Below are 14,865 nucleotides of genomic sequence, written 5' to 3'. Positions count from 1 at the left end.
ACAGCACGAAAAAGCCGCTGAATTATCAGCGGCTTTTCTATTAAATTCTGTCTTGTTTCTTGATTCTATAAGTCTTGACTCTCTACCCAACTATTTTCATATTCTCAGCATCCCAGTGGATCAGTTTATTTTGGAAATAGCTGTCGTTGCAGGCCAATGCAGGGGCTGCGGCCCTAAAGCCAAACACAGCATCTTCCACAACCGGCTTACCGGTACGTACCGATTCCATAAAGTTGGCGAAGTGGTCGTTTGAGGCGTTATACCCTTCGGGGGCACGGTAGTTTATCGGTTGGAACTGCGGCGTTTGCTGCTGGGCTTTTGTCCAGCGTTTGTTATAGTCGTCCATCAGTTTTTTCTGCTCGCTTTCGGTGTAGGTGAAATAAGAATCCCAACCGCCAATGCCCGGTGCTTCGGGCATTTTATTTTGGTGGATCGTAAAGGCTTCGCCCTCGCCGCCAATGTCCATCACCCCTTCCGAGCCAACAATTTTGGTAGTGGTTTTATCTCCCTCGCCGCTTATAAAGTTAACCCGCAAGGTAACCTGGAAGGCAGGGTGCTCCTTAGTTTCGCCATAGCGTACAACGGCACTCATTACATCCGGCACGTTGCGGCCATCTTTCCAGTAAGCCAGATCGCCTATCGAGTAAATGCTTTCGGGACCTTTAGAGCCTGTTATAAAATGGATGCCGCTAAGCAGGTGAACAAATAAGTCGCCGGCAACACCGGTACCGTATTCGCGGTAATTTCTCCAGCGGAAGAAACGGTTGGGGTCAAAATCTTGCTTCACATCGGCATTGCTTTGGTAGCGCGCCCAATCTACATTTTGGATGTTGCCATCAGTAGGGATGGTATATTGCCATGCGCCTAAAGCGCTTTGACGGTTAAACGATGCCTCAATAGAGTTGATCTTACCGATAGCGCCCGAATCATACATCTCCTTCGCCTTGCGGTACGCTATGCTGCTTACGCGCTGGCTACCCACCTGGAAAACCGCCTTGGTTTCTTTCTGCACGCGAATCTCCTCCAACCCCTGGCTTATCTTATGGATCATCGGTTTCTCGCTGTAAACAGCCTTGCCTTTCTTCATGGCATCAATAGCTATCTGACTGTGCCAGTTATCGCTGGTGGCAATAATTATGGCGTCAATATCTTTGCGGTCCAATATCTCGCGGTGGTCCATGGTAGTGAACAGGCTTTTGCCATACACTTCTTTGGCGTGGGCAAGGCGGCCTTTGTATAGATCGCAGGCGGCAACCATTTCCACACCGGGTACACTAAGCGCTGCGTTGGTATCATTAAACCCCATTATACCCATGCCAATGGTAGCTATCCGTATCTTGTCGTTTGGGGTTACGCGTTTTTCATCGCGCATTATCCTTACTTCATTTTCTTCTTTAGCGGCCAAACTGGTGAGCGATGCCGAGGTGAGCAATACGGAGGTACCCAAGTGCTTCAAAAACTTTCTGCGGTCGGTTGACATGGTTTAATTTTAATTAGCTTTAATAATTGGTTAATAATTGCAGGCGCAATTAATGGTTTGTGATGGCAATTTAATAAAAAAACTAAAACCTTAATGCCTTTTCCAATATTAATATACAGGCAGTTACGAACACCATTTTGAAGTACAAAAAACTTATTAATATTATTTAAAAAGTTATAAATTGCATGCTGTTACCTCAATTGTAAAACCTCAATTATAGCCCATGAAAAAATTATCCTTATTGGTAGGTGCCGCTCTGATGGCAAACGTTGCTTTTAGCCAGGCCGATACCAAACTTGCCATTATTCCCGAACCGGTTAAAATAACAGAGCACGCCGGTACTTACACTTTGCCAAAAACGCTAACCGTCCAGGCAGCTTCACAAGCCGACATGACGCCGATACTGAACCTGATCAAAAACAAATTCAGCACGGCTACCGGTAAAATTATCAAGGTAAAACCCGTTGCCGCCGATGCTGCTATTAAGCTTGTACTTAACAAAACCACGGATAACGTTATTGGCCAAGAGGGTTATTACTTATCTGCCAAGGCTAAGGGCATAACCATCCGCGCTAACACGCCTGCGGGCCTTTACTATGGCGTGCAAACTCTGTTGCAATTATTGCCTAACCAAATTGAAGGCAAAGTGGTATCCAACGTAAAATGGATTGTTCCCATCGTTGACATTACCGACTACCCGCGTTTTGCATGGAGGGGCCTGATGTTTGACGTTTCGCGCCATTTTTTCACTAAAAAAGAAGTGATGAGCTATATAGATAACATGGCAAAATATAAGCTTAACTTATTCCACTGGCACTTAACCGATGATGAGGGTTGGAGGATAGAGATAAAAAGCCTTCCTAAACTTACAACCGTTGGCGCCTACAATATCAAACGTGAGGGTAGCTTTGGTGATTTTATCGCACCAAAACCTAACGAAGCACGCAATTACGGTGGTTTTTACACCCAGGACGATATCCGCGAGGTAATTAAATACGCGCAGGACCGCTTTGTAAATATTTTGCCCGAGGTTGATGTTCCAGGCCATAGCCTTGCTGCTGTTGCGGCATACCCGGAACTTTCGGCTACGGCAGGTGCAGATAAATATGTTGTACGCTCTGGCGAGAAAATCATGGACTGGAGCAAACCGGGCCACCCTGCCCTTGTTGATAACACCTTAAACCCGGCCGGCGAATTTACCTATCAATTTTTAGATAAAGTGGTTGGCGAAATTGCCGCGTTGTTCCCGTTCCCATACATCCACATGGGTGGCGATGAGTGTGCCAAAAACTTTTGGGAGCAAAGCGACCAGGTTAAAGCCTTAATGGCAAAAGAAAACCTAAAAACACAGGAAGAGGTTCAAAGCTATTTTGAAAAACGACTTGAAAAGATAGTAGAATCTAAAGGCAAGAAGTTTATGGGCTGGGATGAGATACTGGAAGGTGGCATTGGCCCGAATGCTGCTTTGATGAGCTGGCGTGGGGTTAAAGGTGGCATAGAGGCGGCAAAGCTTGGCCACGAAGTGGTTATGAGCCCTACTACGTTTGTTTACCTTGATTATATGCAAAGCGACCGCGTAATGGAGCCACACGTGTACGCCAGTCTTCGCCTGAACAAAACTTATGAGTTTGACCCGGTACCGGCAGGTGTTGATGCCAAAATGATAAAAGGCGGGCAAGCCAACTTATGGACAGAGCAGGTTTACAACATTCGGCAGGCGGAGTATATGACTTGGCCACGTGGCTTTGCAGTAGCAGAAAGCGTATGGTCGCCGGCGAGCAAAAAGAATTTTACCACGTTCTTTACCAAGGTGGAAAAACACTTCGACCGCTTTAATCAGGCCGAAACCAAATATGCCCCAAGCGCCTACGACCCTGACTTTAAACCGGGCCGCAATGCGGATAGTACACTAAATGTTACCCTTACTAATGAAGTACCGGGACTTGACACTTACTACAGCTTCGATAATTCGTACCCGGATAATTTTTACCCTAAATATACCGGCATTGTTAATATCCCGATTGATGCTACCCAAATGAAGGTTATTACCTATCGCGGTAAAAAAGCAGTTGGCCGTATGATCAGCATGCCTATTGATGAGCTAAAACGCCGATTGGGTAAGTAGTTAGCCTTTAAAATTGCATAAAGAAGGCCGCACCAATTGGTGCGGCCTTCTTATTTTATTCCTTCCTTTTCATCCTTGAAAAGGGGAAACCGTTGCAGCCTTTCATGGGATTTTGGCGGTCGGCTTTAGCGGTGGTTTCGGCTATCTGGTCGGTTTTGGCGTCATAAATACTCAGGCAAAAACCCCATTTCCAGGGCTCCATATTGCTGAACTGCATATAATCTATCCGGGTATAAAGGCCGCTTTCGCCCGGGTTTTGGTCGTCGTTTCGGGCTACGATGTACTGGTCTTTAACATTCCATTTAATGATATGGTATTTGGTGCGTGGCAACTGCATAAACAACGTATCGTTAACCGTATAACGGATGCCATAATCGTCAACGAAGTTTCCTTTAAACATCGTCGGGATCTTGTCGGCATTGGGTTTACGCTTCGAATTATCCGAAGCGATAACCGAAAGAAAAAGCAGTAGGAAAGCCAGTTTATGCATGTGCTAATTTATCGGTTTTTAACCACAAAAGGCGCTAAGAATTTTTCTTAGCGCCTTTTTTAAAGTTTCGCGAATATATTAGGCCAATTATTTTGCAGTAAATAACGGGGCATACTTTGCACGATAGTAGTAGGCCAAAAACAAACAGCCTAAAAATAAAAACGCCGCAGCAGGCACCCCACTCGGGGCCAGTAAGCCATGGAACAATAAAATGTTTACAGCGATAGGGAATATTATCACGTTAGCCAGCGCCACAAAACGGCCTGTTACGAATGCAATACCGCAGATAAGCTCAAGCACCTTTACAATCGTCATGATGTTTACAGTAGCGAGGCCTGCATTGTAGGTTTTAGCGGCATCGCTCATTTCGGGCATTTTACCCATTTGGATGTGGAACAGAAATACAATCGACGCGAATAGCAGCAGTAGCCCCATCAGCGTACGGATAATGATCATAGCAATTTTCATAATATTTAGTTTAAGGTTTGTGTGTGTTCGACTATTGTTGTTCTAAAACGCGTTTCAGGTTATTCAGGCTTTCTTCCATATCGTTGCCCAACATTTTTTCCATATTAATGAACAGCAGCATGGCATTCATAGGGAAAGGCATTTTACTGGTAAAGGCCCATTTAACGGTAGTGGTATCGGCAGTAACCTCTTGGGTAGCTATATAGGTATCGGCCACGCCGGCAAAAGGTTTTATAAATACCACGCGGATATCAACGCGTTCGCCGTCCACAATTTTTTCTATGGTTTGATTGCCCTTGCCTGCCTGTTTCATATCACTATCCCAGGCGGCATTGTAGCCTTCTGTGCCATCGGTGCCGGTATAAGTCATGCGTTTGTTGGGGTCCGTCATTACCCATTTGCTGTAATGGTCCTGGTTGCGAAGGTATTTCACATAATCAAAAACAAGTTGACGGGGCTTGTTGATGATAATGCTACGCTGGATATTGTAGCCTTTAGGGGCAACAGCGGCCAGTATCAGCACTACTACAATTATCCCGGAAAAAATGCCAATAATGGTGGTTAAGGTATCCATGGTTATAGGTTATTAATAGCTTGATAACGTTTCCAAAAGTAATACAAGATAAACATTATCAATAACATTACTATTGGCGGCGCCAATAATCCCGCGGCATCGCCAACAAAAGCCCTTGATGCAAAAGCCCCCGTAAAGTTGATAAAGAAGCCCGCGAATGCCCATTCTTTAACAATTCTATACTTGTTTTGCAGTATGGCAATCGCACCAAATAATTTGAAGATACCCGTTATCATCATAATGTAAATGGGGTAACCTAAGTGTCGCATTACCTCCTGCCCGGCTTCTTGTTTACTGATACCGCCATAAGCATCACCCAACATAGCCAAAGCAAATAATACAGTTAAAACCCAATAGGTTACCCTTATGATTTTTTGATTCATTATAGTTTAATTCTATGGGTTATTGCTCTTCGGTAAACACGCCCCAACCTATTCCGTATTTGTCGATCACATTGCCCATCGTTCCGGCAAAAAAGGTCATTACCTCGTGCACAACTTTACCGCCTTCCGCCAGTTTAGCAAATTTTTGATTCACCTCGGCTTTGTTGGCGCAGGTTACGGTTAGTGATACCAACCCAACAACTGCCTCAATATTGGGGTTATGCATATCGGTAGCCAGCAAGTTAAAATCGCTGCCGGTAAGGTCGGCGTGTAGCATGCCACCTTGTGCCTCCGCCGGGAAATTATCTTTCATGGGTGACTCTTTTACAGGCATCAGGGTTAGCTCGCCGCCTAATACGCTCTGGTAAAAGGTCATAGCTTCCGCACATTGGTTGTTTTTAAAATTGATGTAAGCACTAATCTTTGACATGGTTTTGTTTTTTATAGGTTTATAATATGTTAAGTAAGTATCTCACAGCAATGCCCATTCAATTTAAGTAATTCGATGATACGTTGGGCACAAATATCCCGGCCTTCTACGCGTAATATCCTGTCGCAATCGTCAAGGTCGAAGTTTATTTTGCTGGCCGGGAACTGTGCTGCAAGCTGCTGAATTAGCTGCCTGCTCCTGCTTTTTGCACGCACATTGGTTTTAAAAATTTCTATCATCAAAATTAATGTGTTGGTACGATACAAAGGTGCGGGCCTTTTGTATATTTAAAAGGGTGTAATTACGACAATCTAAGGGGTTGATTGCGACGGAGATACCACCTAACTTTGAAACTATGAAACACATATCAATACTTATCCCGCAGGGCGAAACCAGCCTGAGCAACATAGAGGCCACTTACAAAATGTTCTCGATGGTGAACCAAACGCTCGACCGGATGAAGAAAGCGCCCCTGTTTAAGATCCAGCTGGTGGGTTTAAGTAAAGAGACCGCTCTTACCAATGGCCTGTTCACTATTAAGCCCGAATTTACCTATGGTGAAGTTGTCAAAACCGATCTCATCATTATCCCCGCGGTACATGGCGACGTGAACAAGGTTTTAAGTGATAACGCTGATTTTATCCCCTGGATAATTAAACAATATAAAACAGGTGCCGAAGTGGTTTCGCTGTGCATAGGGGCGTTTATATTGGCCTCTACGGGCTTACTGAAAGGACGCAGTTGTACCACGCATTGGTTAATGGCAGATGAATTCAGAAAAATGTTCCCGGATGTAAATCTGATGCCTTACAAGATCATCACCGATGAAGGCGGCATTTACACCAGCGGCGGCGCATACTCGTCTTTAAACCTGCTGCTTTACCTGGTAGAGAAATTTGCCGGCCGGGATATGGCCATCAATTCATCAAAGATCTTCGAGATAGATATCGAGCGCAACAGCCAGTCGTTGTTTATCATCTTCCACGGGCAAAAAGACCACGAAGACGAGGTAATCAAAAAAGCGCAGGATTTTATTGAGCATAACTACCAGGGAAAAATAACGGTAGACCACCTTGCCGATATGTTTGCCATTAGCCGCCGCCACCTGGAGCGGCGCTTTAAAAAGGCCACCTCAAACACGGTTGTGGAGTACATGCAGCGCGTACGTATCGAAGCCGCCAAAATGAGCCTGGAAACCCTTCGCGAGAATGTTAACGAGGTAATGTACAACGTTGGTTATACAGATACTAAGGCTTTTAGAATGATATTTAAAAAGATAACAGGCCTATCGCCGGTAGAGTACAGGAATAAATATAGTAAGGATAAGGCGGCGTAGTGCCCTTTCCGCAGACAAGTGTGTAAAACGAATGCATATGCAATATCTAAAATCATTAACCCTTATACTACTACTTATTATGACAAGCAATATATCTGATGCGCAAACTGCTGGCAAATACGCCACGGTGAACGGGCTTAAAATGTATTACGAGATCCACGGCAAGGGCAGCCCACTGGTATTAATACATGGCGGTGGCTCAACCATTAAAACAAATTTTAGCCGCATAATGCCCTTGCTGGCTAAAACGCACCAAGTGATAGCGGTTGAGATGCAAGCCCATGGCCACACGGGCGACCGTAACGCTCCTGAAAGCTTTACGCAGGATGCTGATGATGTAGCTGAGTTGTTAAACCAGCTCCAGATAGACAGGGCAGATATTTTGGGGTTTAGCAATGGCGGCCAAACGTGTATAGAGCTGGGGCTTCGCCACGAAGATAAAGTACGCAGGTTGATCATCGCATCAGCCTTTTACAGTCGTGATGCTGTGCCAGCCGGCTTTTGGGATGGTTTTAAAAACCCCAACTTTAGCCACATGCCACAGATATATAAAGACGAATACCTGAAAATAGGCACACAAGAAGGCCTTATGAATATGTTTAATAAAGATGTGCAGCGGATGCTGACATTTAAAGGTTGGACGGATGAGCAATTACAATCGATACAAGCGCCAACCTTTGTAGTAATTGGCAACCAGGATCTGCCAACGCCAGAACATGCCGCGAAAATGGCCCGCCTGTTTCCCCACGGCAGTTTAGCAGTATTGCCGGGCACCCATGGCAGCTACATTGGCGAGGCATATAATCCCAAGCCAGGGAGCAAGGTCCCTGATATGTTTGTGGTGATGGTTAACGAATTTTTGACACAATAGTGATTCCTTTTATTTATTGCTTATTCTTAAAACCCTGCTGACATACTGCTGTCATTGGCGGGTTGTTTCTTTGTTAAACAAATTAAAAACTTACAGCCATGACAAACACAGCAGAAACAACCGCCACCGTATCAGTATTAACGGCAAACGAACTTTTACAAAACTGGCAGGGCCATCGCCGCTTAAGCCGCAAGGTGATAGTTGCGTTCCCCGAGAAAGACTTTTTTGAATTTACCATTGGCGGCATGCGTACCTACAATATACTTGCCGGCGAAATGCTGGGTCTTGCAAGCGCAGGCATCAACGGTGTTGTTACCGGCAAATGGGAAACCACCCCCGCGCTCGATCATTTTAACGAAGAGGTACAATTAACCACCAAAGCCGAATTTTTAGAAGCCTGGGATGAGGTAACCGACCAGATAGACGAACTATGGCCTCAATTAACCGCAGAGCGTTTCCAACAAACCGAAGCTGCTTTTGGGCAATATCCTAACACTATTATCAATACCATTTTTTATATGATAGATAACGAGATCCATCACCGCGGCCAGGGTTATGTTTACCTGCGCGCATTGGGCATTGAGCCGCCAATGTTTTGGGATAGGTCTTAATTAAAGGATGTCCGCGGAGCGATAGTGAAGAATCTGGTAACGGCAAACAAGTCGCAGATCAGGGGCTTCACTATCGTTCAGCACGACAGTTTTGGTTGAATACTAAAACCTCCAGGCCAATATCCTGCTGGTTTTTTGCCCTTGCGCCATGCTGATGGTTTTTACATCGGCAGCCTTATAGTAATCAAGGGATTTGTAGCAGCCGTCCAGGGTTGTTTTTTTAGAGATCAGGGACGAGAACCACTTACACGATTTCGCGTATTGTTTACTTTCGGTGATCATCTTGTTCAGGAAACGGGGTTCGCCGCCTTCGTACCAAAGCTCGTTATTACGGCCGCCAAAGTTTAGTTCGGCACCCTTATCCTGCCCCAGGTTTTTCCACTTGCGGGTAGATTTTTCTTTAACTTCTTTTGACGACGAATGGAACGGCGGGTTGCACATCGTCATATCAAACTTTTCGCCGGGTTTTATTACACCATCAAAAATATTGGCGTAGGTAGTTTGCTTGCGGATGTCGATAACAGCGGCCAAGCCATTATCTTCCACTATCTTTTTGGCAGATGCGAGGGCTATGTAATCAGCTTCGCTGCCAACAAAATTCCATCCGTAGGTTTTATGCCCAATAAGCGGGTAGATGCAGTTGGCACCAACACCAATATCTAATACCTTAATGGTGCTGCCGGTTGGCACTTCCCCTTTATTGCCTTCGGCAAGTATATCTGCAATGTAATGGATGTAGTCGGCCCTGCCGGGGATGGGCGGGCAAAGGAACCCTTCGGGGATATCCCATGTATTAATACCATATTGTTTTTTAAGCAATGCCTGGTTAAGCGTTTTTACAGCTTCCGGGTCGGTAAAGTCAATTGTTAATTCGTCATGGTCGTTTTGTGAAACGAAATTACGCAGGGCCGGTACCGCCTTTATCAATGCCTGAAAATCATACCGGTTGCGGTGCGCGTTTCTTGGGTGAAGTATCGTTTTTTCTTCGGATGCTGCGTTTTGTTTATCTGCCATAATATGATGCAAAGTTAACAAGTAAAATTAGTATTAAGCCATTAGCTTCGCAGGCTATAATAGGGTTAAAAAGTAACGCAATTATCGCTCTTTCCGCAACTTATCCCTATGGTTAGTACCCCAGCTGGATAGAGCTTGCAATACATCGCCCAATGTATCGGCATAGGGTGTTATGCTATATTCTACCACCACCGGCGTTTGGCTTGCATGTACAACACGGGTTACAAAACCATTCAACTCCAGTTCTTTTAACTCGCTTGATAATACACGGGCCGAAATGCCCTCTACCGTACGCTGGATCTCGTTGAAGCGCTTTGTTCCCTCCATTAAAGCAACAATTACGCGCAATTTCCATTTGCCGCCAATTACATAAAGCGCATCTCCTATTGAGGTTAGCCTGCCATTGCATTCTGACCGGGTTATTGGTGGGTTCATATTTATAACTATTTGATTTTTAATAAACTAACTTAAAGGTTACTACTAACCTTTTGTTTACTACTAATATTTTATAAGCAAATGTACATAGCTTTGACCGCATTAAACATATAAACTGATGAAAAAAATATTGCATATTATTTCGAGCCCAAGGGGCGAGGCCTCTATGAGCATTAAATTGGGTAACGCCATTGTTGAGAAAATAAAAGCTACTTACCCCGGTAGTACCGTCAACACAAAAGACCTTGCTAAAACACCGTTCCCTCATCTGGAAGAAGCACACCTTACTTCGTTCTTCACCCCCGCAGAAAAACGCACGCCAGAGAGCCTGGAAGCTATAAAACACTCAGACCAGGCAATACAGGAAATACAGGATGCCGATGTTATTGTGATAGGTGCGCCACTTTACAATTTCAGCATCACATCTACCCTAAAAGCATGGATAGATCATATCACCAGAGCGGGCATTACCTTCGCGTACGATGAGAACGGCCCTAAAGGGTTAATCGAGAACAAAAAACTATATATAGCCGTCCCATCAGGCGGCATATATTCTGAAGGCCCCATGAAAAGCGCAGATTTTGCAGAACCCTATCTTAGGTTTATGCTAGGCTTCCTTGGCATGACGGACATTAGCGTGTTTCGCATAGAAGGGTTAAAAGTACCGGGCATACAGGATACCGCCGTAGAAAAAGGGATAGATAGTATTGTGATAGATTAAAACCAAACGCCCCCGGATAATAACGGGGGCGTTTATATTATTCATCTTTGGGTTCCCAAAGTTCAATGATGTTGCCTTCGGGGTCAAGCACGTGGACAAACTTCCCGTAATCGTACTCTGCAATTTCATCAACGATGGTTACGTTATCTTTTTTTAGTTCTTCAAGCAATTCAACCAGGTTTTCTACCCTATAGTTGATCATAAAAGGCTTTTCGGACGGGTTAAAATATTTGGTATCACTTGGGAAAGCACACCAGCTGGTTGAGCCCGTTTTCGACGGATCATCAGCATGCCTCCATTCAAACGTTGTTCCGTATTCGCTGGTTCCTAATCCAAGGTTTTTTGCATACCAGTCGTTCATACTTTTAGGGTCGTTGCATTTAAAAAATACGCCGCCCAGGCCTGTCACTTTTTTCATATTTCGTTAGTTTGTTTAAATCTCCGTCAAAAATGTATAATCCGCAAATTTTACAGGTCATACTTTAGGGTGATTTAGCAGGAAAAAACAGATAAAATAAAAAAGCCTTCTGATTTGCATCTAAAGGCTCGTAAAATTTACAAATGTAAACCTATATATTACGCGGTCAGCCTATAATCTTTCGCCCAGTAATTTACTTTCTCTACAAAATCTTTCATATCAAAAGGTTTGGCCAGGTAATCATCGGCCTGGCAACGTTCTTTAATACCTTGCAGATCTGCATTTGCAGATACAAGTACAACAGGGATGTGTTGCAGATCTGGATGTTGTTTAATGTACCTGCACATTGCTTCGCCGCTTTCCTGGCCCAGCTTAAGATCCAGCATTACCAACGCTATATCTTTAGTTTCCAATTTACCCTTAGCGAAGCTTATGTCGTTGGAACAGATCACTTTGTACCCTTCCATCTCCAGTAAAATACACATCATCTCGCCAATTACAGGCTCATCCTCAATTACAAGTACATTGTTTTTCATGCTTTTGTATATTGCAATTTAAAGGCCAAAGAAATGGGGGATAGTTGCGGTAAAAAATGACAAGAATATAGAAACGGGATCAAACGAATTTTTTTACGTTTCTGAAGTTTTGTATTCTTATTTCATCAAGCAATATGTAAGTAAATTGATGCGGCGTTTTTTTTGGTGAGGGGCTTTGCTTACCACAGCCAATGTTTATGGCCTGTAGTTAACGCCCGAAGACTGTATTGATTTTAATGATGAATATTTTAATGGATTAATTTAACTTGCACTACAATTATTAATCCATTGAAAAAAAACCTATACCTTACCATTGTCGCAGCCATGGCAACGACCTGCTTTTTGTCATCGTGCTCCAAGCAGTACTACGCTCCGGGCCTCTACCAAAACGATGTGCAGCTGATGATGAAACCGCAATCGCAAGATTCTGCTAAAAGGAAGATTTACATTGCAGGGGTATTAGCAGAGCAGCTTGGTGCTTCCGGCCAGGGAGATGCAACCAGCGGCGTGCTGAACGTTTACCAATCGCATACTTTTAAAAACATCAACCTAAGTTACGGTGCAATAGCTTATGCCGGGAAATATTCCCGGAATGAAACCATCAGCAGTAGCAATGGAAACGGCGGCACAACCACCAATGATATTCATATCTCTAAAGGCTTCACCGGTTATGGCTTTAACGGCTCGTTATCATTTTATTTCAGTAATAAAGTGTGCGATTTCCGAATACTTGGCGCCGATTTGATCTATACCAAAGAAAGTGGCGATTACCTGGCGTTCCGCAGATCTGTGTATGGCCTCCCCGATATACTGAGTTCACCCCGAAGCGAAATGCTTAGTTATGGCATTTTTACCGAGTACGTTTTTCACCCTAAAACAGACTTGAACGTGGGCTTTAAAATTTTCCTCAACAAAGTTACCGGGCAAATTAACCGGGATCTAAATGATTACGGTTCGGGTTTTAATACGACCGGCGGTACGTTATTTGCCGAATTTAATCATATCAATGTACACTCCACAATGGCTTTTAGCTCCCGCAGATATCTTGCCGGTTTTGGCCTGGGTTTCCAAATTGGCGCAGGCTACGGTTTTTAGGCTAAGTATACCGATTGCACCTGATCGCGGAGGTTGTAATGAGATGCCATTTCCTCGCCACTTTCCTGGCCCAGCTTAAGATCCAGCATTACCAATGCTATATCTTTAGTTTCCAATTTACCCTTGGCGAATCTTAAGTCGTTGTAACAGATTACTTTGTACCCTTCCATCTCCAGTAAAATACACATCATCTTGCCAATTACAGGCTCATCCTCAATTACAAGTACATTGTTTTTCATGCTATAGTACATTGAATTTAAAGGCCAAAGAAAATGGGGTATAGTTGCAGTAAAAATGACGGAAATATAGAAACGGAATCAAACGAATTTTTTAGGTTTCTAAAGTTTTGTAATCTTATATATCGCAAAAGTCTTTTTATTGAAAAGTAACTGTTTTTACGGATTGAGCGTTAATGCTCAATACCACTATTTTATCATCGCTATTGTTAAAAAATTGCGGAAATAATGTATAAGAACTTATTGTTACATCCAGTTGCTTGGCAAACTGTACCGGAGTTTCGGTAAGGCCGTCGTTAGTAATGAACACAGCTACAGGCAGTTTTGTAAAACGGCGAAATTTATCGTCAATGTATTTACCGTACTCATCGTTATAAATAAGCGCAAGCTTATTGTTTATAATACCGCATGCAACCATCAAATCGGCATCGCGATCTCCTTTTGCGCTCCACTTACGATTCATGAAAATGTCAAACTTTTTGTTGAATAACGTAGTAAAAGCACTGATACCAATATCATTATGGGAATATTCGTAAACGCTTTCCATTCTGAATGCAGCGAGTACATTGGCGCTTTTAGCGCTTCGGTCTTCCACGGCCTTATACTGCTCGCCCACAAGGTAAAACATATCCCCATTAAATACAATATTACGGGCAACCATGTTAGCCTGCGGTTTGTCAAAGGCGAATATCTTTGGCTCGGAAGGCCTGGCTGATGAAAACAGATAAGTACCTACCGCGTCTTCACCAATTGAAAATGTAGCTTTTTTTTGAGTATAACCGGCAACAATAAGATCGCCGTCCGAGCCTACTTTATAAGTAAAGCTAAGGCTACGAAGTTTAGGGTCGGGTAGTAAAACAGGTAAAATTGTTGCTTGGCCTTTAACACTATATTTATAGATCACAGGCATTGTGTAAGACTGATCGTACTCTTCTGCTAATAGATAAAGATCACCCTTATCAGATGCTAAAAAGTCTTTAAAATTAATCTTTTTAGTAAAGCCCGCAAATGAGAATTGCCCTTTGCCTGTTTCTTTCAGATTTTCATCAAGCAATATGTAAGTAAATTGATCCGGCGTATTTTTTTGGTGAGGGGCTTTGCTTACCACAGCCAAATGTTTATGGTCTGAGGTTAAGGAAACCCACCAGTCGCCTGGATTATTCATTTTTATCATATCAATAGCGCCTATAATTATATCATTGGTCGCAATTTTGCCATTATCGTCGACCAAGCGGGCTGAAAACGTATTTTTCAAAGTGGCTTTGTTGTGATTTTCAATAAACACCATTGGTTTATCGCCCAACACCAAAAGGTCTTTAATTGAGTAGTTATTGTTAAAAACGCCCATATTTAACCTAACATCATTTGACCCAATGATAGTACCATTCTTGTCGGCCACCACCATTTGGTTGATATTCTCAAAATTTTCGGTATGATTGATAATAAAATAATTAGCTGCTGAAGTGCTGTAAGATTTAAAAGCAGGATTTTTTGGAATTGTAAATAAGGGGCTGTTGTTGCCCTGCGTAACCTTAACTTGCGCCATGGCTTGATATTCCGGGGATGTTGACCACCTGATTCCGTGGCAAATTGACCAGGCAATTAGCTGGCGAACGATAGCAGCGAGAGCTGTAAAAGCGTT

The 14,865-nt window shown here is 43.5% G+C and carries 19 protein-coding genes; 6 read left to right on the top strand and 13 right to left on the bottom strand.

The genetic code is table 11. The annotated features are described in order from the left end of the window. Positions 1 to 82: 82 nt before the first annotated feature. The gene (locus tag ACVW0P_RS11665) at positions 83 to 1,480 is read right to left on the bottom strand and encodes a Gfo/Idh/MocA family oxidoreductase (RefSeq protein ID WP_457132248.1); all 1,398 of its coding nucleotides are present in this window, start codon (positions 1,478 to 1,480) and stop codon (positions 83 to 85) included. A 223-nt stretch (positions 1,481 to 1,703) separates the two neighbouring features. Here ACVW0P_RS11665 and ACVW0P_RS11660 point away from each other — a divergent pair, with 223 nt between their 5' ends. Next, complete coding sequence (locus tag ACVW0P_RS11660; protein ID WP_457132247.1) at positions 1,704 to 3,605, top strand: beta-N-acetylhexosaminidase; 1,902 nt, start codon at positions 1,704 to 1,706, stop codon at positions 3,603 to 3,605. Positions 3,606 to 3,660: 55 nt separating this feature from the next. Here the strand turns inward: ACVW0P_RS11660 and ACVW0P_RS11655 are convergent, their stop codons facing one another. From ACVW0P_RS11655 to ACVW0P_RS11630, 6 genes are all read right to left on the bottom strand, one after another. Then, the gene (locus ACVW0P_RS11655; protein WP_457132246.1) at positions 3,661 to 4,095 is read right to left on the bottom strand and encodes a hypothetical protein; all 435 of its coding nucleotides are present in this window, start codon (positions 4,093 to 4,095) and stop codon (positions 3,661 to 3,663) included. 87 nt (positions 4,096 to 4,182) lie between these two features. Then, the gene (locus ACVW0P_RS11650) at positions 4,183 to 4,563 is read right to left on the bottom strand and encodes a DoxX family protein (protein WP_354426922.1); all 381 of its coding nucleotides are present in this window, start codon (positions 4,561 to 4,563) and stop codon (positions 4,183 to 4,185) included. A 31-nt stretch (positions 4,564 to 4,594) separates the two neighbouring features. Beyond that, a complete protein-coding gene (locus ACVW0P_RS11645) occupies positions 4,595 to 5,137 on the bottom strand; it encodes an SRPBCC family protein (protein WP_457132245.1) in 543 nt (180 codons plus the stop codon). Positions 5,138 to 5,139: 2 nt separating this feature from the next. Next, entirely contained in the window at positions 5,140 to 5,520 is a 381-nt protein-coding gene (locus ACVW0P_RS11640; protein ID WP_457132244.1) for a DoxX family protein, read from the bottom strand. 19 nt (positions 5,521 to 5,539) lie between these two features. Then, a complete protein-coding gene (locus tag ACVW0P_RS11635; protein WP_457132243.1) occupies positions 5,540 to 5,950 on the bottom strand; it encodes a VOC family protein in 411 nt (136 codons plus the stop codon). Between the two features lie 29 nt (positions 5,951 to 5,979). Then, positions 5,980 to 6,189 (bottom strand): hypothetical protein, encoded by a 210-nt coding sequence (locus ACVW0P_RS11630; RefSeq protein ID WP_457132242.1) that lies wholly within the window; start codon positions 6,187 to 6,189, stop codon positions 5,980 to 5,982. A 116-nt stretch (positions 6,190 to 6,305) separates the two neighbouring features. Here ACVW0P_RS11630 and ACVW0P_RS11625 point away from each other — a divergent pair, with 116 nt between their 5' ends. From ACVW0P_RS11625 to ACVW0P_RS11615, 3 genes are all read left to right on the top strand, one after another. After that, complete coding sequence (locus ACVW0P_RS11625) at positions 6,306 to 7,286, top strand: GlxA family transcriptional regulator (RefSeq protein WP_457132241.1); 981 nt, start codon at positions 6,306 to 6,308, stop codon at positions 7,284 to 7,286. Between the two features lie 79 nt (positions 7,287 to 7,365). Next, positions 7,366 to 8,157 (top strand): alpha/beta fold hydrolase, encoded by a 792-nt coding sequence (locus ACVW0P_RS11620; protein WP_457132240.1) that lies wholly within the window; start codon positions 7,366 to 7,368, stop codon positions 8,155 to 8,157. Between the two features lie 98 nt (positions 8,158 to 8,255). Beyond that, positions 8,256 to 8,768, top strand: a complete 513-nt coding sequence (locus tag ACVW0P_RS11615; RefSeq protein WP_457132239.1) for a DinB family protein — start codon at positions 8,256 to 8,258, stop codon at positions 8,766 to 8,768. A gap of 102 nt (positions 8,769 to 8,870) precedes the next feature. Here the strand turns inward: ACVW0P_RS11615 and rlmF are convergent, their stop codons facing one another. Together rlmF and ACVW0P_RS11605 are read right to left on the bottom strand one after the other, a co-directional pair. Beyond that, the gene (gene rlmF, locus ACVW0P_RS11610) at positions 8,871 to 9,782 is read right to left on the bottom strand and encodes a 23S rRNA (adenine(1618)-N(6))-methyltransferase RlmF (RefSeq protein ID WP_457132238.1); all 912 of its coding nucleotides are present in this window, start codon (positions 9,780 to 9,782) and stop codon (positions 8,871 to 8,873) included. Between the two features lie 81 nt (positions 9,783 to 9,863). Continuing rightward, positions 9,864 to 10,217, bottom strand: a complete 354-nt coding sequence (locus tag ACVW0P_RS11605; protein ID WP_457132237.1) for a winged helix-turn-helix transcriptional regulator — start codon at positions 10,215 to 10,217, stop codon at positions 9,864 to 9,866. Positions 10,218 to 10,335: 118 nt separating this feature from the next. Between ACVW0P_RS11605 and ACVW0P_RS11600 the strand changes: the two genes are divergently transcribed. Then, positions 10,336 to 10,938 (top strand): FMN-dependent NADH-azoreductase, encoded by a 603-nt coding sequence (locus tag ACVW0P_RS11600; protein WP_457132236.1) that lies wholly within the window; start codon positions 10,336 to 10,338, stop codon positions 10,936 to 10,938. A 37-nt stretch (positions 10,939 to 10,975) separates the two neighbouring features. Here the strand turns inward: ACVW0P_RS11600 and ACVW0P_RS11595 are convergent, their stop codons facing one another. Then, complete coding sequence (locus ACVW0P_RS11595; RefSeq protein WP_457132235.1) at positions 10,976 to 11,356, bottom strand: VOC family protein; 381 nt, start codon at positions 11,354 to 11,356, stop codon at positions 10,976 to 10,978. A 158-nt stretch (positions 11,357 to 11,514) separates the two neighbouring features. Further along, positions 11,515 to 11,892: a response regulator transcription factor gene (locus ACVW0P_RS11590; RefSeq protein ID WP_354426936.1), complete on the bottom strand. Its 378-nt coding sequence runs from the start codon at positions 11,890 to 11,892 to the stop codon at positions 11,515 to 11,517. Positions 11,893 to 12,180: 288 nt separating this feature from the next. On the opposite strand from ACVW0P_RS11590, the gene ACVW0P_RS11585 reads away from it, so the two are divergent. Further along, entirely contained in the window at positions 12,181 to 12,987 is an 807-nt protein-coding gene (locus tag ACVW0P_RS11585; protein WP_457132234.1) for a hypothetical protein, read from the top strand. Here ACVW0P_RS11585 and ACVW0P_RS11580 read toward each other — a convergent pair. Then, positions 12,984 to 13,226: a response regulator gene (locus tag ACVW0P_RS11580; RefSeq protein WP_457132233.1), complete on the bottom strand. Its 243-nt coding sequence runs from the start codon at positions 13,224 to 13,226 to the stop codon at positions 12,984 to 12,986. The genes ACVW0P_RS11585 and ACVW0P_RS11580 overlap by 4 nt on opposite strands. A gap of 136 nt (positions 13,227 to 13,362) precedes the next feature. Beyond that, positions 13,363 to 14,865, bottom strand: a 1,503-nt coding sequence (locus ACVW0P_RS11575) for a hypothetical protein (RefSeq protein ID WP_457132232.1), incomplete at its 5' end; no start/stop codon positions are given.

This window comes from Mucilaginibacter sp. UYNi724, from assembly GCF_054057495.1.
Note: the sequence above shows the minus strand (reverse complement) of the source record. Positions and strands in the feature narration are given on the sequence as shown.